Consider the following 18,650-nt stretch of genomic DNA (forward strand, 5'->3'; position numbering starts at 1 on the left):
AATAAGCATGACAGCCAAAACGTGGAGTATTGCGGGGGCGCTACTGCTTGCCGCCACCGCCCAGGCGGCAGAGCCGGTGAAGGTCGGTTCGAAGATTGATACCGAAGGGGCTCTGCTTGGCAATATCATTTTGCAGGTGCTGGAAAGCCACGGCGTGAAAACGGTCAACAAGGTGCAGCTTGGCACCACGCCGGTAGTGCGCGGCGCGATCACGTCGGGCGAACTGGATATCTACCCGGAATATACCGGCAACGGCGCGTTTTTCTTTAAAGACGAAAGCGATCCGGCGTGGAAAAACGCGCAGCAGGGATACGAAAAAGTGAAAAAGCTCGATGCTGAGCAAAATAAGCTGATCTGGCTGACGCCGGCGCCGGCCAACAACACCTGGACCATTGCCGTACGTCAGGACCTGGCGCAAAAGAACAAGCTGGTCTCTCTGGCGGATCTCAGCGGTTATCTGAAGCAGGGCGGGACCTTCAAACTGGCGGCCTCGGCGGAGTTTATCGAACGCCCGGACGCGCTGCCCGCGTTTGAGAAAGCCTATGGCTTCAGGCTCGATCAGGGGCAGCTGCTGTCGCTGGCGGGCGGCGATACGGCGGTGACCATCAAAGCGGCGGCGCAGCAGACCTCCGGCGTTAACGCCGCCATGGCCTACGGCACTGACGGCCCGGTAGCGGCGCTCGGCCTGCAAACCCTGAGCGATCCGAAAGGCGTACAGCCCATCTACGCGCCAACGCCGGTCGTGCGGGAGGCGGTGCTGAAGGAATATCCGCAGATAGCCGAGTGGCTGAAGCCGGTGTTTGAAGGGCTGGATGAAAAGACGCTGCAAAAGCTGAACGCCAGCATTGCGGTCGAAGGGCTGGATGCGAAGAAAGTCGCAGCGGACTGGCTGAAACAGCAAGGGCTTGCAAAGTAAGTCGGGCTAACGCGTGAGATTTCATTGTCATAATCGAGTATTGCTGCTGCTGGCGCTTATCGCGCTGGCGGCCGCCCTCCTGCCGTTCGTGAACTATGCGCCTAACCGGCTGGTCTCTGGCGAAAGCCGCGCCCTCTGGCAGATCTGGTCTTTTCCTCCGGCGCTGCTGGCGCTCATCCCGCTGGTCCTTATTGCGCTGAGCGCGGTACCGGGCCGGCCTGGGCTGGTTGCCACTCTGCTGTTTACCCAGGGGCTTTTTATTCTGCTGATGTGGGGCGGGGGAAAAGCCGCCACGCTGCTGGCGCAGAACGGCAGTTCGCTGGCGCGTACGTCGGCGGGCAGCGGTCTGTGGCTGTGGCTGGCGCTGGCGCTGCTGGCCTGTAGCGACGCCATCCGTCGCCTGACGTCGTCCGCGCTCTGGCGCTGGCTGCTGAACGCGCAGATTTGGATCCTGCCGCTGGTGCTGCTCGGCGCCGGGACGCTGAACGATCTGTCGCTGCTGCGCGAGTACGCTAACCGTCAGGATGTGTTTGACGCCGCCCTGCAGCAGCATCTGATCCTGCTGTTCGGCACCCTGCTGCCGGGGCTGCTTATCGGCGTGCCCGTCGGCCTGTGGTGCTGGCAGCATCCGGTGCGTCAGGCCCGTACGTTTACGCTGCTCAACGCTATCCAGACGATACCGTCGGTGGCGCTGTTCGGCCTGCTGATCGCCCCGCTGGCGGGGCTGGTCAGGCACTTTCCCTGGCTTGGGGCGGCAGGCATTGGCGGCACCGGTCTGACCCCGGCGCTGATAGCGCTGGTGCTGTACGCGCTGCTGCCGCTGGTGCGCGGCGTGGTGGCCGGTCTGCAGCAGGTGGCGGCGGACGTACTGGAAAGCGCCTCCGCCATGGGTATGAGCCATCGCCAGCGCTTCTGGCGCGTGCAGCTGCCGCTGGCGATGCCGGTGCTGCTGCGCAGCCTGCGGGTGGTGACGGTACAAACGGTTGGGATGGCGGTGGTCGCCGCGCTTATCGGCGCGGGCGGTTTTGGCGCGCTGGTGTTTCAGGGCTTACTCAGCAGCGCGCTGGATCTGGTGCTGTTGGGGGTCATTCCGGTGATCGCGCTGGCGGTGGTGGTTGATGCGCTGTTCAGCCTGTGGCTGGCGCTGCTAAAAGGGGATACCCATGATTGAATTTCACCAGGTAACGAAGCGCTTCGGCGGACAGGCGGCGGTAAAAAATCTCGACCTGCACCTGCGGGAAGGCGCATTTTCAGTGCTCATTGGCACGTCCGGTTCAGGGAAGTCGACGACGCTTAAAATGATCAACCGGCTCGAGGAGCACGACAGCGGCGTGCTGCGTTTTGCCGGAGAGGATATCCGCCAGCTGCCGGTGCTGGCGCTGCGCCGCCGGATGGGGTACGCCATACAGTCTATCGGCCTGTTTCCGCACTGGACGGTGGCGCAGAATATCGCCACGGTGCCGCAGCTGCAAAAATGGTCGCGGCAAAAAATTCGCGATCGTATCGACGAGCTGATGGCGCTGCTGAATCTCGACCCGCAGCTGCGCGAGCGCTATCCGCACCAGCTTTCCGGCGGGCAGCAGCAGCGCGTCGGGGTGGCGCGCGCGCTGGCGGCCAACCCGGAGGTGCTGCTGATGGACGAGCCGTTCGGCGCGCTAGACCCGGTCACCCGCGGCGCCCTGCAGCAGGAGATGCGGCGTATTCACCAGCTTCTCGGGCGCACCATTGTGCTGGTCACTCACGACATTGACGAAGCCCTGCGTCTGGCCGACCACCTGGTGCTGATGAACGACGGCGAAGTGGTGCAGCAGGGCACGCCGCTGTCGATGCTGACCGCGCCGAAAAACGACTTTGTCCGCGCCTTCTTCGGGCAGAGCGAGCTTGGCGTGCGGCTGCTCTCCCTGCGGGACGTACGCGGCTTTGTCCGCGAGAACGAGCTGTGCGCCGGGGAGCCGCTGCGGGCGTCAATGTCGCTGCGCGATGCGCTGTCGAAGTTTGTTGAAACCCGCAGCCAGCGGCTGCCGGTGCTGGATGATGCCGGGACGCCGTGCGGGACGCTGCACTTTGCCGATCTGCTGCGCGAGGAGGCCGGCGCGTGAAGATAATCCGCGATCCGCTGGCGTGGCTGCTGGCGCTGTTTGTCTTTCTGGTTTTCGCCATGCCCTACAGCGCGCCGCTGTTCAGCGCATTATTCCCCCAGCTGCCGCGCCCGCTGTACCAGCAGCAAAGCTTCTGGTCGCTGACGCTGGCGCATTTCTGGTTGGTGGGCGTTTCCAGCGCGATTGCGCTGCTGGTGGGCGTCGGGGCGGGCATTCTGGTGACCCGTGACGCCGGGCGTGAATTTCGTACGCTGGTGGGGACCATTGCCGCGATGGGGCAGACGTTTCCGCCGGTCGCGGTGCTGGCTATCGCCGTGCCGGTGATGGGGTTCGGGCAGGAGCCGGCGATCATCGCGCTTATCCTCTACGGCGTGCTGCCGATACTGCAGGGCACGCTGGCCGGACTGGTGTCCGTGCCCGCCGGTGCGGTGGCGGTGGCGCAGGGTATGGGGATGAACGGCTGGCAGCGGCTGACGAAAGTCGAGCTGCCGCTGGCGGCCCCGGTGATTATCGCCGGGGTGAGAACGTCGGTGATCATTAATATCGGCACGGCGACCATTGCCTCTACCGTCGGGGCGAACACCCTCGGGACGCCGATCATTATCGGTCTGAGCGGGTTTAATACCGCCTATGTTATCCAGGGGGCGGTACTGGTGGCGCTAGCCGCTATCGTGGTCGATCGGCTGTTTGAACGGCTCGCCCGGGTCTTCAGCCGACACCACCGCGAACAATAAAGGAATAGCCCGCGAGCATCACGCCGCTGATGCCGCCGATGGCCATCAGAACGAACAGGGTGATCACAGCCGCTTTGGCAGGTTTCATGATGTGCTCCTTTTGTTAATCTGGCGATTATATCGTGAAGCACGCTTGTTAATGAAACTTAATTTCTGAGATCCCAGACGTTCATCCCCTGGTCATGCCACTGCTGCAGCTGCTCCTGCTGCCCGGCGGCAGGAACGTCGCCGCACCATACCAGCAGCGTCTGACCGACGAACAGCTCCGGGCGCAGCTGGCACACGGGGTGCGCCAGGATGTCAACGCGCCATCCCTGCTCGCAGGCAATCCAGCCTTCAAGCCACAGGCGGGTGGTGTCGGTGATATTCCAGCCGACCACCAGCGCGTCGTTGCCCGGCCGTTTTCGCGCGGCGGCGAGGTGCTGCGATACCGCGTTAATCAGCACGCCGTCCAGTACGCCGAGCAGCGCCTGAAGGGTGGGCTGCGGGCTTTGCAGCCGCAGGCGCAGCGGGTTGAACAGGTGAGGCACCAGCGTCTGGGCGGGATAATCGCGGCTGCGCTCTTTGATCCACATCCGCAGACGGTTGAGGTTGCCGGTGTGCAGGAAATGCAGCAGCGTTTCCTGATGCTCGCGCCAGCCGCCATGGTGTTCGCCGCCCCCTTCGCTCAGCAGGTTTTTTACCTTACTGACCTGCACGCCGGTGCCGATCCAGCGCTTAATTTCCTGGATCCTGTCGATATCGTGTTCGTTGAACAGGCGGTGCCCGCCGTCCGTACGCTGCGGTTTCAGCAGCCCGTAGCGCCGTTGCCAGGCGCGGAGGGTAACCGGGTTGATATCGCAAAGCAGAGCCACTTCGCCGATGGTGTAAAGCGCCATTCTTTCACCTTAACAGACGTGTCCTGAGTTTAAGGGTAGTCGCAGATGGCGGAAATCGGAAAAATCGCTTGTTTTTTGCGCTATTCAACGGGCGATGAAGGGAGAGATTTGTGATCGTTCGCAGGTTTTTCTGGTTTTGCCCGGGACGTCAAAGAAAGTAAACCGGCGACGGTGTATGTTACGCCCTTTCATAAGCCGTGTGGTTGTGTGGGTATGTACGAGTTTAATCTGGTGCTGCTGCTGCTTCAGCAGATGTGCGTGTTTTTGGTTATTGCCTGGCTGATGAGCAAAACGCGGCTGTTCATCCCGCTGATGCAGGTGACCGTCCGGCTGCCGCATAAATTCCTCTGCTATGTCGTATTTTCCATTTTTTGCATTATGGGAACCTGGTTTGGTTTGCATATTGAAGACTCCATCGCCAATACCCGGGCTATCGGCGCGGTAATGGGCGGGCTGCTCGGCGGCCCGGTCGTCGGCGGGCTGGTTGGGCTTACCGGCGGGCTTCACCGTTACTCGATGGGCGGTATGACCGCCCTGAGCTGCATGATCTCCACCATTGTCGAAGGGCTGCTGGGCGGCCTGGTGCACAGCGTGCTGGTGCGTCGCGGCCGCAGCGACAAGGTGTTCAACCCGCTGACCGCAGGCGCCATCACCTTTGTGGCGGAGCTGGTGCAGATGCTGATCATTTTGCTTATCGCCCGGCCGTTTCACGACGCCCTGCATCTGGTGCAGAGCATCGCCGCGCCGATGATGGTGACCAATACCGTCGGCGCGGCCCTGTTTATGCGCATCCTGCTCGATAAGCGGGCGATGTTTGAGAAGTACACCTCGGCGTTCTCCGCCACCGCGCTGAAGGTGGCGGCCTCGACGGAGGGGATACTGCGCCAGGGGTTTAACGAAGAAAACAGCATGAAGGTCGCCCAGGTGCTGATCCAGGAGCTGGACATCGGCGCGGTGGCGATAACCGACCGGGAAAAGCTGCTGGCGTTTACCGGCATCGGCGACGATCACCATCTGCCCGGTAAGCCCATCTCCTCGCGCTATACGCAGAAAGCCATCGACAGCGGCGAGGTGGTGTACGCCGACGGCAACGAAATGCCGTACCGCTGCTCTATTCACCCCAACTGCAAGCTGGGCTCGACGCTGGTTATCCCGCTGCGCGGTGAAAACCAGAAGGTGATTGGTACCATCAAGCTCTATGAGGCGAAAAACCGCCTGTTCAGCTCTATCAACCGCACGCTGGGCGAGGGGATTGCGCAGCTGCTGTCGGCGCAGATCCTCGCCGGGCAGTACGAGCGGCAAAAGGCGCTGCTGACGCAGTCGGAGATCAAGCTGCTGCACGCCCAGGTGAACCCCCATTTTCTGTTCAACGCCCTGAATACGCTGATGGCGGTGATCCGCCGCGACAGCGAGCAGGCCGGACAGCTGGTGCAGTACCTCTCGACCTTTTTTCGCAAGAACCTCAAACGCCCGTCGGAAATCGTCACCCTCGCGGATGAGCTTGAGCACGTGAATGCCTATCTGCAGATTGAGAAAGCGCGCTTTCAGTCGCGCCTGCAGGTGTCGCTGTTTGTGCCGGATGCGCTCGCCCATCATAAGCTGCCGGCGTTTACCCTGCAGCCGATCGTCGAAAATGCCATCAAGCACGGCACCTCGCAGCTGCTGGGGACGGGCGAAATCAGTATCACCGCCAGCCGCTTGAACGATCATCTGGTGCTGGATATTGAAGACAACGCCGGCCTGTACCAGCCGACATCGCAGTCCGGGGGACTCGGTATGAGCCTGGTGGACAAACGGCTGCGCGCCCGCTTTGGCGACGACTGCGGCATTACCGTGACCTGCGAGCCGGAGCGCTTTACCCGTATCACTCTGCGACTGCCTCTGGAGGAGACTGCATGCTAAAAGTGCTTATTGTCGATGATGAACCTTTAGCGCGGGAGAACCTGCGTATTCTGCTGGAGGAGCAGCACGATATTGAGGTGGTCGGCGAATGCGCCAACGCCATCGAGGGGATTGGCGCGGTGCACAAGCTGCGCCCGGACGTACTGTTTCTGGATATCCAGATGCCGCGCATCAGCGGGCTGGAGATGGTCGGTATGCTCGACCCGGAGCATCGCCCCTGGATTGTGTTCCTGACCGCTTTTGATGAGTATGCGGTGAAAGCCTTTGAAGAGCATGCGTTCGATTATCTGCTCAAACCGATTGAGGCGAGTCGGCTGGAAAAAACGCTCGCCCGCCTGCGCCAGGAGCGCAGCCAGCAGGACATATCGCTGCTCGGCGAAAGCCAGCAGGCGCTGAAATTTATCCCCTGTACCGGCCACAGCCGGATCTGGCTGCTGCAAATGGAGGACGTCGCGTTCGTCAGCAGCCGCATGAGCGGGGTATACGTCACCGACCGCGAAGGCAAGGAAGGGTTTACCGAGCTGACGCTGCGCACCCTGGAGAGCCGTACGCCGCTGCTGCGCTGCCATCGTCAGCATCTGGTGAATCTGGCGCAGATTAAGGAGATCCGCCTTGAGGAAAACGGCCAGGCCGAGCTGGTGCTGCGCGCCGGGCAGACGGTGCCGGTCAGCCGTCGCTATCTGAAGAGTTTGAAAGAGGCGATTGGGCTGTAAAGCTGGTACACTGCGCGCCATTGCATCATCGACATTCGAAGGCTCTATGCTAAGTAACGATATTCTCCGTAGCCTGCGCTACACCCTGAAAGCGAACAATAACGACATGGTGCGCATTCTTGCGCTTTCCGACATGGAGTCTACGTCGGCCGGTTTTGACACCTGGATGACCAAAGAAGACGAAGAGGGGTTCGTTCGCTGTCCGGACATCGTCCTGTCGGGTTTCCTGAACGGTCTTATTTACGACAAGCGCGGTAAAGATGAGTCTGCGCCGGAGCTGGCGCTGGAGCGTCGCGTCAATAACAACACGGTGCTGAAAAAGCTGCGGATTGCGTTTTCACTGAAAACTGACGATATCCTGGCGATCATGACCGAGCAGAAATTCCGCGTCTCGATACCGGAAATCACCGCCATGATGCGTGCGCCGGACCACAAAAACTACCGTGAGTGCGGCGACCAGTTTATGCGTAATTTCCTGCGCGGGTTGACCCATCGGCTGCATAGCACAAAGGCGTGATTTGCCTAGTGGCGCTGCGCTTGCAGGGTCTACGGAGTTTGTAGGCCGGGTAAGGCGAAGCCGTCACCCGGCAAAAAATGCCATAAAAAAAGCCGGAGATTATCTCCGGCTTTTTTGTTATTTCACCTGCTGACCCGGTTTTGCGCCTTCGTCAGGGCTTAACAGGAAGATATCTTTCCCGCCAGGGCCTGCGGCCATCACCATCCCTTCAGAGATGCCGAAGCGCATTTTGCGCGGCGCCAGGTTGGCGACCATCACCGTCTGGCGGCCAATCAGCACCTGCGGGTCCGGATACGCGGAGCGGATGCCGGAGAAGACGTTGCGCTTCTCGCCGCCCAGATCCAGCGTCAGGCGCAGCAGCTTGTCGGAGCCATCGACAAATTCCGCGTTTTCAATCAGCGCCACGCGCAGATCGACTTTGGCGAAATCATCAAAAGTGATGGTTTCCTGAATCGGATCGTCAGCCAGCGGGCCGCTGACCGGCGCGGCTGCCGCTTTCACTTCCTCTTTTGACGCTTCAATCAGCGCTTCGACCTGCTTCATGTCGATGCGGTTGTACAGCGCCTTAAAGGTGTTCACCTTGTGGCCGAGCAGCGGCGAGGCGATTGCGTCCCAGCGCAGTTCGCTGTTGAGGAAGGCCTCGGTGCGCTCCGCCAGCTGCGGCAGCACCGGCTTCAGGTAGGTCATCAGCACGCGGAACAGGTTGATACCCATTGAGCAGATGGCCTGCAGGTCGGCATCGCGGCCTTCCTGTTTCGCAACAACCCACGGCGCCTGCTCGTCGACATAGCGGTTTGCCACATCGGCCAGCGCCATGATTTCACGAATGGCTTTACCGAACTCGCGGCTTTCCCACGCCTCGCCGATCGCCCCGGCGGCGTCGGTGAAGGTCTGGTACAGCGCCGGATCGGCCAGCTCAGCCGCCAGCACGCCGTCGAAACGCTTGGCGATAAACCCGGCGTTACGGGAGGCGAGGTTGACGACCTTGTTGACGATATCGGCGTTCACGCGCTGAATGAAATCTTCCAGGTTAAGGTCGATGTCATCGATGCGGGAAGAGAGCTTGGCGGTGTAGTAATAGCGCAGGCTGTCGGCGTCGAGATGGTTCAGCCAGGTGCTGGCCTTAATGAAGGTGCCGCGGGACTTGGACATCTTCGCGCCGTTAACGGTCACATAGCCGTGGACGAACAGGTTGGTCGGCTTGCGAAAGCCGCTGCCTTCCAGCATCGCAGGCCAGAACAGGCTGTGGAAGTAGACAATATCCTTGCCGATAAAGTGGTACAGCTCGGCGTCGGAATCTTTTTTCCAGTATTCGTCGAAGCTGGTTACGTCGCCGCGCTTGTCGCACAGGTTCTTGAAGGAGCCCATATAGCCGATAGGCGCATCCAGCCAGACGTAGAAGTATTTGCCCGGCGCGTTCGGAATTTCAAAGCCGAAATACGGCGCGTCGCGGGAGATGTCCCACTGCTGCAGGCCGTGCTCGAACCACTCCTGCATTTTATTCGCCACCTGCTCCTGCAGCGCGCCGCTGCGGGTCCACGCCTGCAGCATTTCGCTAAACGACGGCAGGTCGAAGAAGAAGTGCTCGGATTCACGCATGACCGGCGTAGCGCCGGACACCACGGATTTCGGGTCGATAAGCTCGGTTGGGCTGTAGGTTGCGCCGCACACTTCGCAGTTATCGCCGTACTGGTCCGGAGACTTGCATTTGGGGCAGGTGCCTTTCACGAAACGGTCCGGCAGGAACATGCCTTTTTCCGGATCGTAGAGCTGAGAGATGGTGCGGTTTTTAATAAAACCGTTCTCTTTCAGACGGCCGTAGATAAGCTCTGACAGCTCGCGGTTCTCATCGCTGTGCGTGGAGTGGTAGTTGTCGTAGCTGATGTCGAAACCGGCGAAGTCCGCCTGATGTTCCTGACTCATTTCGGCAATCATCTGCTCCGGCGTGATGCCAAGCTGCTGGGCTTTCAGCATAATCGGCGTGCCGTGAGCGTCATCGGCGCAGATGAAGTTGACCTGGTGGCCGCGCATTCGCTGGTAACGGACCCAGACATCCGCCTGGATATGCTCCAGCATATGACCGAGGTGAATAGAGCCGTTAGCGTACGGCAGCGCGCACGTTACCAGAATTTTTTTCGCGACTTGAGTCATAGTAGGCATTGCTTCTTTTAACTGTGAAAAGGGTTTTTGATATTACCAAAAGGGGCATTATTAAGTAAGCACAAACCGCGGCCTTTCAGGTAAACTTGTTCACCTAAGGTCTTATTCACAAGAACAAAGGAGTCGGGATGAGTTCTCAATCCCAGGCCAAATCACCGGACGTCTTACGAGCAATGGTCGCCGGGACGCTGGCCAATTTTCAGCACCCCACGCTGAAACATAACCTCACCGCGCTCAAGGCGCTGCATCACGTCGCCTGGCTCGACGACACGGTACACATTGAGCTCCAGATGCCGTTTGCCTGGCACAGCGCCTTTGAAGAGCTCAAGGAGCAGTGCAGCGCCGACCTGCTGCGCATCACCGGCGCGAGCGCCATCGACTGGCGCCTGACGCACAGCATCGCCACGCTCAAGCGCGTGAAGAACCAGCCTGGCGTAAACGGCGTGAAGAATATCATCGCGGTGAGCTCCGGTAAGGGCGGCGTCGGTAAATCATCGACGGCGGTAAACCTGGCGCTGGCGCTGGCGGCGGAAGGGGCGAAGGTCGGCATTCTTGACGCCGACATCTACGGCCCATCCATCCCGATGATGCTGGGCGCGGAAGGCAGCCGCCCGACCTCGCCGGACGGCACCCATATGGCGCCGATCATGAAATATGGTCTGGCGACCAATTCCATCGGCTACCTGGTGACCGACGATAACGCCATGGTGTGGCGCGGCCCGATGGCCAGCAAGGCGCTGATGCAGATGCTTCAGGAGACCCTGTGGCCGGATCTTGACTATCTGGTGCTGGACATGCCGCCGGGCACCGGGGATATTCAGCTGACGCTGGCGCAGAACATTCCGGTGACCGGCGCGCTGGTGGTGACCACGCCGCAGGACGTTGCGCTGATCGACGCCAAAAAAGGCATCGTGATGTTTGAGAAGGTGGAAGTGCCGGTGCTGGGCATCGTGGAAAACATGAGCATGCATATCTGCAGCAACTGCGGCCATCATGAGCCTATTTTCGGTACCGGCGGCGCCGAGCGTCTGGCGCAGCAGTACCATACGCAGCTGCTGGGGCAGATGCCGCTGCATATCAACCTGCGCGAAGACCTCGACCGCGGCACGCCGACGGTGATTGCCCGACCGGACAGCGAATTCACCACCCTCTACCGCCAGCTGGCAGGGCGGGTGGCGGCGCAGATGTACTGGCAGGGCGAAGTGATCCCGGGCGATATCGCGTTTCGCGCGGTCTGAGTACGGCATACGCCCTGATGATGAAAAGCTGCCTGCGGGCAGCTTTTTTTGTGCCTTACCGGCGGCCGCTACGGCGCGATGTGCTGCAGCCCGTTCGGGGTTCGCAGCCAGCGCGGCGCGTTCATGATATCCGCCAGATAGGCGGTCAGCTCATAAAGCAGCCCCTGCAGCGTCTCTTCCTCGGTAACCGACATCTTGCCGCCGGAAAGCAGGTGGCTTAACGCGATGCAGTACTCGCACAGCAGGTCGCTTTCTGAATCCAGCGTCGGGAAACGCGTCGGGGGCGTCTCCACGGTGAGCCGGTCCACCATGTGCGCGGGAACCGGGTCGTTAAGCCCCGGCAGCAGCTCGCTCAGCCCGTGGTGCAGGCGCTGGTACATTTCCCGCTGGCTGCTGGCGTGTTCAGTTTCCAGCGCGACCGCTGCGAGGTGCTCGCACTGGCGTATGGTGTCGGTAAAGTCGGTATCCGGGTCAGTGGATACGCAGGGGATAGTCTGTGCCCAGACCGGTGTCGATTCCATCGATGAAGCCTCCGTCAGTTTTTCGCTCAGGCGTGAGAAAGTGTACGCCCGGGTGACGGTGGAACAAGCGCTATTCCCGGAATCCGTGTCGCAAATTGTGATGAAAATGTCTGTATTCAGAGAACCGGGTAGTGCATCAGCCAGTACTCGCCGTCCGGCGAGGTGCCCCGGGCGGTGGTTCGCCAGCCGTGGCGCTGGTAAAACCGCAGCGCCCGGGCGTTTTGCACCAGACATTTGAGCGAACCGGTGTCGGTCAGTTCGGACTGCACCTTGTCCAGCAGCGCGCTGCCGACGCCGTGCCCCTGCCAGTCAGGCGACACAAACAGGTGGTGCAGAAAGTTATCCCGGGTCCAGACGGCGGCGAAACCGGCAAGCTGACCGTCTATTTCCGCGACCCAAATTTGCTCATCCTGGGTTACGGCGTCGAAATCCTCCAGCCGCCAGTTTTCACCCTGAAGCCACGCCCAGCTTGCCCGGCGGGTGTTGAGAAACAGCGTACGCAGAGCAGGGCGATCGGTATCGGCCCCAGGACGTATCAGCATGAGCGCTCCGGCGCTGAGAGGGAAAATACCGCGAGCGCGGACGCGCCCGCAGCTATCTGTGGTTTAACGATGATAGAAGATCTCGCCGTCGTAGATCTTGAGCACTTTCCCTTCCGCGTCGGTAATCAGCACGTAGTTGCCGCCCATATAGGTCCAGTGGCTGCCCGCGACCGGCGCCGGGAGGTTGCGCAGCTGCCATTGCTTGATGTTGTACTCTTGCGTACGGTACAACTCCGGTACGGTATCGCCGATAGTAAAGTGCGTGAAGTCGGCGTTGAATTCCTTCAGCTCATATTTCTGAATGCCGGTCGACACGGTCGCCGGGGCAGCCCAGGTTGCACCCGCTGTTGCCAGTAGTACGCCCAGAAGCATCATTTTTGTTTTACGCATATTTTTCCACCTGGTCTGGATTCTCTTTGCAGCCCCGTATCATTCCCGAAGGATGGGCGCGATGGCAATAGGCGAAACGGCAAAAAAGTGTAAGCAAACCCGCCCGTGAAGACTTTCCTAAAGCGGCCAGGAATGGTAAACAGTGCAAAAAACGATTCCTGGAGAAGTGAAAATGCTCAGGCTGGAAGATCTGACGCTGTTTGTCCGCGCGGCGGCGCTGGGGAGCTTCAGCGTGGCGGCGCGCGAGGCCGGACTACCTCCGGCGCAGGTCAGTTCGGCGATTAAGCGCCTGGAGACGACGCTCAATATCCGCCTGTTCGCCCGTTCGACGCGCAGCCTGCGCCTGACGCCGGAAGGGGAAACCTGGCTGCCGTACGCCACCCAGATGCTCGACACGCTGCAGGCCGGGCTGCAAAAAATCCAGACCCCGGATGATGAGGTGCGCGGCACGCTGCAGGTTGCCGTTCCGTCCGATCTGGGGCGCAACCTGCTGCTGTCGGTGATGCAAGATTTCCGCAGGCGCTACCCGGCGCTGCGGCTGCGGATCCTCTTTTCCGATCACCTGACCGACGTCTTTAAAGATCCGGTGGACGTGGCGTTCCGCTACGGCAATAACGACGATGCCTCGTTTATCTCGCTGCCGGTCGCGCCGCAGAACCGCCGGGTGCTGGTGGCCTCGTCCGCGTGGCTTGCCGCCCACGGCGAACCGCATACGCCGCAGGAGCTGGCGGGACACCCGGCTCTGACCTACGTGCTGCGCGGCAGGCTGTATGACCGCTGGACGCTGCTGCGCGACGGTCGTGTGCATGAGGTGCAGATGAACAGCGCCATTATGAGCGATGACGCCGAGGTGATCCGCCGTCTGGCGATCGCCGGGGAGGGCGTGGCGAATAAGTCCTGGCTTGACGTCAGCGACGATATTCGGGAAGGGCGGCTGAAGATCCTGCTGCCGCAGTATCAGGGCGACAGCGTGCCGCTTAACATGATTTGCCCGCATCGCAAGCAGCTTTCCACCGCGGTGCGCCTGCTGTACGACGCGGTGCGGGAGAAATGCGCCGCGCTGCTTGCGCAGATGCCCGAAGGGAGCGTCTGACCCTTCGGGACGCCGCCTAGTGTCTGACCAGCGTGGCGAAGTAATAGACCAGCGGGACGGCGAGGATCCACAGCCCGACAGGAATTTCCCGCCATTTGCCGGCAATCGCCTTAATGACGATGTAGAACAGCAGGCCGCCGGCGATCCCGGTGCCGAAACTGTTGGCGATAAGCGTAATCATCACCATCATCAGCACCGGCAGACCGTCGGTAAAATTGCCAAGGTCCACTTTGCGCAGCCCGCTGAACATGTTCAGGCCGATCAGGATAAGCGCCGGGGCCGTGGCCTCTTTGGGGATCATCAGCGCCACTGGCGTGAACAGCAGCATCAGCAGGAACATCACCGCCGCCGCCAGCGCCGTGATGCCGGTCTTGCCGCCTGCTTCTGCCGCCGCCGAGGACTCAATCAGCGCCGTCGCGGCCGGAATACCGACCCAGGGGCCCAGCGCCGCCGCGATGGAGTCGACCATAAACGGGCGGTTAATCTGCGGCATATTGCCGTCGCTATCCAGCAGACCGGCCTCGCCGCCGACGGCAAGCGTGGTGCCCATCGTCGAGAAAAACTCCGAGGCGAAAAACACAAACAGAAACGGCAGAAATGCGATGTTCAGCGCGCCCAGCAGATCGATTTTCCCCAGCACCGGCGCCAGCGAGTGCGGCATATCGATAACGCTGGCGGGCAGATGCGTGACGCCTGCCGGGATCCCCACCAACGTGGCGAACAAAATGGCCCACAGAATCGCGCCGGGGATGCGGCGCGCCTGCAGGGCTATCGCCAGAAACAGCCCGCATAGCGCCACCAGCGCGCCGGGGGAGAGAAAATCCCCCAGCATCAGCGCGTTGGTTTTAGCATTCGCCAGCACCAGACCGGCGTTGCGAAAGCCGAGGACGGCGACGAACAGACCGATGGAAGCGGTCAGGCCGAGCTTGATAGACTGCGGTACCGAACGGGTGACCACCTCACGCAGGCCAAAACGGGTCAGCAGGAAAAAGAGGATCCCCGACCAGCAGGCGATGCCCAGACCGACCTCCCAGCCGATGCCCTCGCTGCCGGCCAGGGTCACCCCGACCAGCACCGAGCCGCCGATGCCGGGGCCGACGATAAACGGCAGGTTGGCGTAGAAGGCCATCAGCAGCGTGCCGAGGACAAACACCAGAATGGTGCCAGTGGTCGCAGCGCCTTTGTCCATCCCGCCGACGGCCAGCAGCCCTGGGATCACCACCAGCAAATAGGCGGCGGCGAGAAACCCCGTCACCCCGGCGAGGCACTCGGTTTTTACGCTGCTGCCCCGCTCGCGAAGGGCAAAGCGCCGTTCCAGCCAGCTCCCTGGTGCTGGCGAATTAACGGTATTGTCGGCCATTATCCGGCTCTCCTGTGGTCTTGTTATGCTGCGTGTCCGCCGGTGTTTCCCGGCAGTGAATAACGGGGTCGACGATGCGGCGGGTCGAGCCGTCCGTCAGCCCAAGGTCGGTCAAATGCGGGCCGGCGTTACAGGCAAGGCAGGTGCCCTCAATGGCCTTAAACACCCGGTACGGCGGCTCCCAGTCGGCAATATCGCCGCTGCGTTCGCGCAGCTCGCGAAACTGGCGGGCAAGCTCAGGGGCCGGGAGGTCGGATAGCATACCGGCAATCGGCATCGCGACGTGGGCCGTTATCCTGCCGTGTTGCGCCAGCGCCATCCCGCCGCTGCTGGCGATAAGCTGGTTTGCCGCCAGCGCCATCTGCCGGGCGTCGCGGCCAAGAACCACCAGGTTATGGGCGTCGTGGGAATAGCTGGTGGCGATCGCCCCGCGCAGCTCTCCCCAGCCCTCCAGCAGCGCGATTTGCGGTTCGGCGGCATGGCGGCCGTGGCGGTGCTGGACCCAGATAAGGCTAAAGCCGTCCGGCACCTGCACCTTGCCGTCGCGGATCTCTACGTCCACTTCTCCCCATTGGGTGAAGCGCGCGCCGCGTATGTGCCGCAGCCGCGCGGTGCCGTGCCGGATAGCGCCAATGCGCATGGCGAAGTCGTCGTCGCGAAGCGGCGGCAGCTGCAGAGTGTTGCGCGGCGCCTGCACTGCGCCATCATCGGCGACAGGGGCGAGCAGCGCGCCGTTATCGGCAATCATTTTTCCGGCGACGTAGACCCGGCGGGCGCGGAGTTTTTCCAGCGAGTCGAACACCACCAGATCGGCGCGGCGCCCGGCGGCGATAAGCCCCAGGTCCGGTCGCTGCAGGCGCAGCGAGGCGTTGAGCGTGGCAAAGCGCAGCGCGTCGGTGGCGGGCAGACCATGCTCGATCAGCAGGTTGAGCAGGGCGACGATCCCGCCTTTTTCCAGCAGGATATCCGGCGGTACGTCGTCGGTGCAGACGGTTATCTGCGACGAGAGGTGCGGCAGCGTTTTGAGCGCCGCGACGATATCCGGCAGCAGGTACGGGTGCGAGCCGCGAATTTCCAGCGTCAGGCCCGCGCGCAGTTTTTCCAGCGCGTCCTGCGCGGAGGTCAGCTCGTGATCGGAGGTGACGCCTGCGGCCAGATAGGCCTGCAGGTCGGCGCCGCTCAGCCCGCGCGCGTGGCCCTCGATAAGCTTGCCGCTTTCAAGACCCGCCTGTAGGATTTCAAGCATGCGATCGCTGCCGTGCAGCACGCCATGCATGTCCATCACTTCCGCGACGCCGCGCACCTCCGGCCAGGCGAGCAGGGTGCTCATCTCTTCACCGGCAAAGTCCGCCCCGGACATCTCCAGACCTGGCGTCGACGGTACGCTGGAGGGGGCCGCGACCATCACCTGCAGCGGCAGATTGCGGCTGGCGTCGATGGCATAGCGCACGCCGGGCACGCCGAGGACGTTCGCCAGCTCGTGCGGGTCCCAGAAGACGGCGGTGGTGCCCTGCGCCAGCACAATTTCCGCGTAGCGGGCCGGCGGCAGGTGCGAGCTTTCAAGATGGACGTGGGTATCCATCAGCCCCGGCGACAGATACGCGCCGTTGAGCGCGTGGGTTTCCCGCGCATCGCTGCGTGCGCCGCGCGGATGCACGCTGGCGATAAGCGCGCCGACGATACCGACGTCCGCATGGCGAATTTCGCCGGTGGCCATATCCACCACTCGGGTCTCGGTTAACAGCAGGTCAAAGGGCAGCTCGCCCCGGGCGGCCTGAACCGCGCGGCGGCGGATGGCGGGAGTGACGGTCATAGTAGCTTTCCGGACAACGGTAATGGCGTTACTCTAGGGGGCTGGCAAACGTTTGCCCAGATGAATAAATTTATCAACCCATAAGACGGCGTTATTCTGCGTGACGCCAGGACGGTAAAAAGCATGATGATGGAACCCTGGCAGCGGCTGCCCGCGCTTTCTCTCAAGCAGTTACAGTATTTCGTCACCCTGGCGCAGCTGCGGCATTTTACCGATACCGCCAACCGGCTGGCGATAAGCCAGCCCGCGCTGAGCAGCGCCCTGCGCCAGACCGAAAGCGTGCTGGGGGGAAAGCTGGTTAACCGTACGGCGTCCGCGGTGACGCTCACCGAGCTTGGCGTGGCCATTTTGCCGCACGCCGAGCGGGTGTTGAGCATTGCGCAGCATGCGTTCAGCGATATGCAGCAGATAGTGGCGGCCGGCGGCGACGGTACGGTGCGCATCGGCCTGATCCCGTCGGTGAGCTCGCTGCTGTTCCCGTCGCTGCCGGAGCAGCTGGCGGACGCGTTTCCCCGCCTGCGCCTTGAGTTCCACGATCACACCAACGATACGCTGATTGCGCGCCTGCTGAACGGGCAAATCGACTTCGGCATCGGCGCCCTCGATAGCGCGGTGCCGCCGTCGCTGCAGACCTGGCCGCTGCAGGAAGATCCTTTCGTGGCGGTGATGCACCGCGACGATCCCGCCGCATCGTCGGCGCACCTGCAGTGGAAACAACTGAGCGGTCGCGAGCTGGCGGTGTTCTCCAAAGGCAATATCCAGCGTCTGGTGGCCTCGCTGGCGCAGAGCCAGCGGCTGACGCTGGATATCCGCTACCATGTGGATTATATCGAAACCCTGTACGGGCTGGTGCGCTCCCGGCTGGCGGTGGCGATTCTGCCGCAGCTCTATACCACCCACCTGTGCGACCCGCAGCTCAGGGTGGTGCAGCTCCAGCAGCCCGCGATGATGCGCACGGTGGCGCTGATGCGCAGCCCCCAGCCCCTGCCGCCGATGATTGAGGCCTGCTTCGACCTGCTGCGCCAGTCGCTGCGGGGCGCGCTTTAGGGCAGGTGCTTTATCAGCACATCCACCGACAGGTGGTTGATATAGTCCATCGAGTGCGATGCCAGCACGCCCAGCAGGCGGTTGTGGTGCCCGGCGATCACCAGATCGATCTGCCGCTGCCGCACGCATTTTTCGACGTCGTCAAAGCGGCGGGTGGTGACCAGATCCAGCGTTTGTACCGGCACATCGACGGAGGCGACAAGCTCGCTCAGCAGCGCTTTGGCGCTGATGACATCCTCAGAAACCACATCATCCATCAGGCTGTCGGAGATATAGTTCATGGCGCGGTAGTCGGTGCTGACGTGCGCGACGGTGATCGTCATCGGGTTTTGCTGCGCCAGACGCGCGGCGTGGGCCAGCAGCGGGATGCCGTCGAGGCTGTTGTTGATGAGGACTAAAGCGTGGTGATAGACGGGCATATGAACCTCGTGTGCAAACGCCATTACCGGATATAAGGATAGTGTGAACCCACCGCGCCGGGTTATCAATCCGGCGGGTATTATTTACGGCTTATTTATAAGCGCCAGCGTAATCTATATGTGATTTTTACACTTCATCGGCGCGCTTTGCTATAGCATTTTGATATCGCCGTCAGGCATACCAAAAGATGATGACATGAACCCGATACAGCGCTCTTCTTTTTTTAAAAATACCCCTCGCGTTTTGCATGGAAATAATGATGAGCTCCTCGATGATGGTCAGAAAATATGGCTGGCAGCGGGGGGTA

At 61.6% G+C, this 18,650-nt stretch carries 19 protein-coding genes; 10 read left to right on the forward strand and 9 right to left on the reverse strand.

Features of this window, described 5'->3' with window-relative positions:
- Positions 1-7: 7 nt before the first annotated feature.
- Genes osmF through ENTCL_RS07850 form a run of 4 tightly spaced genes read left to right on the forward strand, consistent with a single transcriptional unit; the run spans position 8 to position 3,749 of the window.
- Positions 8-916, forward strand: a complete 909-nt coding sequence (gene osmF, locus ENTCL_RS07835; protein WP_013365576.1) for a glycine betaine ABC transporter substrate-binding protein OsmF — start codon at positions 8-10, stop codon at positions 914-916.
- A gap of 13 nt (positions 917-929) precedes the next feature.
- A complete protein-coding gene (locus ENTCL_RS07840) occupies positions 930-2,087 on the forward strand; it encodes an ABC transporter permease (protein ID WP_044611919.1) in 1,158 nt (385 codons plus the stop codon).
- A complete protein-coding gene (locus tag ENTCL_RS07845; protein WP_013365578.1) occupies positions 2,080-3,015 on the forward strand; it encodes an ABC transporter ATP-binding protein in 936 nt (311 codons plus the stop codon). The genes ENTCL_RS07840 and ENTCL_RS07845 overlap by 8 nt, the downstream gene beginning before the upstream one ends.
- Positions 3,012-3,749, forward strand: coding sequence for an ABC transporter permease (locus ENTCL_RS07850; protein WP_013365579.1), 738 nt, complete (start codon positions 3,012-3,014; stop codon positions 3,747-3,749). The genes ENTCL_RS07845 and ENTCL_RS07850 overlap by 4 nt, the downstream gene beginning before the upstream one ends.
- Here ENTCL_RS07850 and ENTCL_RS22825 read toward each other — a convergent pair.
- Together ENTCL_RS22825 and mlrA are read right to left on the reverse strand one after the other, a co-directional pair.
- Complete coding sequence (locus ENTCL_RS22825; protein ID WP_013365580.1) at positions 3,724-3,837, reverse strand: protein YohO; 114 nt, start codon at positions 3,835-3,837, stop codon at positions 3,724-3,726. The two genes, ENTCL_RS07850 and ENTCL_RS22825, sit on opposite strands and share 26 nt — an antisense overlap.
- 58 nt (positions 3,838-3,895) lie before the next feature.
- Positions 3,896-4,627 carry an HTH-type transcriptional regulator MlrA gene (mlrA, locus tag ENTCL_RS07855; protein WP_013365581.1) on the reverse strand — a complete coding sequence of 244 codons (732 nt, stop codon included), beginning with the start codon at positions 4,625-4,627 and terminating at the stop codon, positions 3,896-3,898.
- 213 nt (positions 4,628-4,840) lie between these two features.
- Between mlrA and ENTCL_RS07860 the strand changes: the two genes are divergently transcribed.
- From ENTCL_RS07860 to ENTCL_RS07870, 3 genes are read left to right on the forward strand one after another with little or no spacing between them, the layout of a single operon-like run.
- On the forward strand, positions 4,841-6,529 hold the full coding sequence (locus ENTCL_RS07860; protein ID WP_013365582.1) for a sensor histidine kinase: 1,689 nt from the start codon (positions 4,841-4,843) through the stop codon (positions 6,527-6,529).
- Positions 6,523-7,242, forward strand: coding sequence for a two-component system response regulator BtsR (gene btsR / locus ENTCL_RS07865; protein ID WP_013365583.1), 720 nt, complete (start codon positions 6,523-6,525; stop codon positions 7,240-7,242). The genes ENTCL_RS07860 and btsR overlap by 7 nt, the downstream gene beginning before the upstream one ends.
- 46 nt (positions 7,243-7,288) lie before the next feature.
- Positions 7,289-7,759, forward strand: coding sequence for a YehS family protein (locus ENTCL_RS07870; RefSeq protein WP_013365584.1), 471 nt, complete (start codon positions 7,289-7,291; stop codon positions 7,757-7,759).
- Positions 7,760-7,876: 117 nt separating this feature from the next.
- Here ENTCL_RS07870 and metG read toward each other — a convergent pair whose 3' ends face one another.
- Positions 7,877-9,910 (reverse strand): methionine--tRNA ligase, encoded by a 2,034-nt coding sequence (metG, locus tag ENTCL_RS07875; RefSeq protein WP_013365585.1) that lies wholly within the window; start codon positions 9,908-9,910, stop codon positions 7,877-7,879.
- A gap of 137 nt (positions 9,911-10,047) precedes the next feature.
- On the opposite strand from metG, the gene apbC reads away from it, so the two are divergent.
- Positions 10,048-11,157: an iron-sulfur cluster carrier protein ApbC gene (apbC, locus tag ENTCL_RS07880; RefSeq protein WP_013365586.1), complete on the forward strand. Its 1,110-nt coding sequence runs from the start codon at positions 10,048-10,050 to the stop codon at positions 11,155-11,157.
- Positions 11,158-11,225: 68 nt separating this feature from the next.
- On the opposite strand, the gene ENTCL_RS07885 is transcribed toward apbC, so the two are convergent.
- The 3 genes from ENTCL_RS07885 to ENTCL_RS07895 form a co-directional block, all read right to left on the reverse strand.
- Positions 11,226-11,678 (reverse strand): hypothetical protein, encoded by a 453-nt coding sequence (locus ENTCL_RS07885; protein ID WP_013365587.1) that lies wholly within the window; start codon positions 11,676-11,678, stop codon positions 11,226-11,228.
- Between the two features lie 116 nt (positions 11,679-11,794).
- Positions 11,795-12,220, reverse strand: coding sequence for a GNAT family N-acetyltransferase (locus ENTCL_RS07890; RefSeq protein ID WP_013365588.1), 426 nt, complete (start codon positions 12,218-12,220; stop codon positions 11,795-11,797).
- A gap of 63 nt (positions 12,221-12,283) precedes the next feature.
- Complete coding sequence (locus ENTCL_RS07895; RefSeq protein WP_013365589.1) at positions 12,284-12,610, reverse strand: RcnB family protein; 327 nt, start codon at positions 12,608-12,610, stop codon at positions 12,284-12,286.
- 172 nt (positions 12,611-12,782) lie between these two features.
- Between ENTCL_RS07895 and ENTCL_RS07900 the strand changes: the two genes are divergently transcribed.
- Positions 12,783-13,703, forward strand: a complete 921-nt coding sequence (locus tag ENTCL_RS07900; RefSeq protein WP_013365590.1) for a LysR family transcriptional regulator — start codon at positions 12,783-12,785, stop codon at positions 13,701-13,703.
- A 16-nt stretch (positions 13,704-13,719) separates the two neighbouring features.
- On the opposite strand, the gene ENTCL_RS07905 is transcribed toward ENTCL_RS07900, so the two are convergent.
- Both ENTCL_RS07905 and ENTCL_RS07910 read right to left on the reverse strand, forming a co-directional pair.
- Positions 13,720-15,063 (reverse strand): NCS2 family permease, encoded by a 1,344-nt coding sequence (locus ENTCL_RS07905; protein ID WP_013365591.1) that lies wholly within the window; start codon positions 15,061-15,063, stop codon positions 13,720-13,722.
- Complete coding sequence (locus tag ENTCL_RS07910; RefSeq protein WP_013365592.1) at positions 15,044-16,876, reverse strand: adenine deaminase; 1,833 nt, start codon at positions 16,874-16,876, stop codon at positions 15,044-15,046. The genes ENTCL_RS07905 and ENTCL_RS07910 overlap by 20 nt, the downstream gene beginning before the upstream one ends.
- A 126-nt stretch (positions 16,877-17,002) precedes the next feature.
- Between ENTCL_RS07910 and ENTCL_RS07915 the strand changes: the two genes are divergently transcribed.
- Entirely contained in the window at positions 17,003-17,923 is a 921-nt protein-coding gene (locus ENTCL_RS07915) for a LysR family transcriptional regulator (RefSeq protein ID WP_044612088.1), read from the forward strand.
- Here the strand turns inward: ENTCL_RS07915 and ENTCL_RS07920 are convergent.
- Positions 17,920-18,342, reverse strand: a complete 423-nt coding sequence (locus ENTCL_RS07920) for a universal stress protein (RefSeq protein WP_013365594.1) — start codon at positions 18,340-18,342, stop codon at positions 17,920-17,922. The two genes, ENTCL_RS07915 and ENTCL_RS07920, sit on opposite strands and share 4 nt — an antisense overlap.
- Positions 18,343-18,650 lie beyond the last annotated feature (308 nt).

Origin of the sequence: [Enterobacter] lignolyticus SCF1 (assembly GCF_000164865.1) — a bacterium.
GTDB lineage: Bacteria > Pseudomonadota > Gammaproteobacteria > Enterobacterales > Enterobacteriaceae > Enterobacter_B > Enterobacter_B lignolyticus.

What these genes read in the sequence shown, in the direction of transcription:
- ENTCL_RS07910 (WP_013365592.1), bottom strand. Translation starts at nt 16,876, where the DNA reads ATGACCGTCACTCCCGCCATCCGCCGCCGCGCGGTTCAGGCCGCCCGG.
- ENTCL_RS07915 (WP_044612088.1), top strand. Translation starts at nt 17,003, where the DNA reads ATGATGGAACCCTGGCAGCGGCTGCCCGCGCTTTCTCTCAAGCAGTTA.
- ENTCL_RS07900 (WP_013365590.1), top strand. Translation starts at nt 12,783, where the DNA reads ATGCTCAGGCTGGAAGATCTGACGCTGTTTGTCCGCGCGGCGGCGCTG.
- ENTCL_RS07920 (WP_013365594.1), bottom strand. Translation starts at nt 18,342, where the DNA reads ATGCCCGTCTATCACCACGCTTTAGTCCTCATCAACAACAGCCTCGAC.
- ENTCL_RS07845 (WP_013365578.1), top strand. Translation starts at nt 2,080, where the DNA reads ATGATTGAATTTCACCAGGTAACGAAGCGCTTCGGCGGACAGGCGGCG.
- mlrA (WP_013365581.1), bottom strand. Translation starts at nt 4,627, where the DNA reads ATGGCGCTTTACACCATCGGCGAAGTGGCTCTGCTTTGCGATATCAAC.
- ENTCL_RS22825 (WP_013365580.1), bottom strand. Translation starts at nt 3,837, where the DNA reads ATGAAACCTGCCAAAGCGGCTGTGATCACCCTGTTCGTTCTGATGGCC.
- ENTCL_RS07905 (WP_013365591.1), bottom strand. Translation starts at nt 15,063, where the DNA reads ATGGCCGACAATACCGTTAATTCGCCAGCACCAGGGAGCTGGCTGGAA.
- ENTCL_RS07895 (WP_013365589.1), bottom strand. Translation starts at nt 12,610, where the DNA reads ATGCGTAAAACAAAAATGATGCTTCTGGGCGTACTACTGGCAACAGCG.
- ENTCL_RS07890 (WP_013365588.1), bottom strand. Translation starts at nt 12,220, where the DNA reads ATGCTGATACGTCCTGGGGCCGATACCGATCGCCCTGCTCTGCGTACG.
- metG (WP_013365585.1), bottom strand. Translation starts at nt 9,910, where the DNA reads ATGACTCAAGTCGCGAAAAAAATTCTGGTAACGTGCGCGCTGCCGTAC.
- osmF (WP_013365576.1), top strand. Translation starts at nt 8, where the DNA reads ATGACAGCCAAAACGTGGAGTATTGCGGGGGCGCTACTGCTTGCCGCC.
- btsR (WP_013365583.1), top strand. Translation starts at nt 6,523, where the DNA reads ATGCTAAAAGTGCTTATTGTCGATGATGAACCTTTAGCGCGGGAGAAC.
- ENTCL_RS07860 (WP_013365582.1), top strand. Translation starts at nt 4,841, where the DNA reads ATGTACGAGTTTAATCTGGTGCTGCTGCTGCTTCAGCAGATGTGCGTG.
- apbC (WP_013365586.1), top strand. Translation starts at nt 10,048, where the DNA reads ATGAGTTCTCAATCCCAGGCCAAATCACCGGACGTCTTACGAGCAATG.
- ENTCL_RS07885 (WP_013365587.1), bottom strand. Translation starts at nt 11,678, where the DNA reads ATGGAATCGACACCGGTCTGGGCACAGACTATCCCCTGCGTATCCACT.
- ENTCL_RS07870 (WP_013365584.1), top strand. Translation starts at nt 7,289, where the DNA reads ATGCTAAGTAACGATATTCTCCGTAGCCTGCGCTACACCCTGAAAGCG.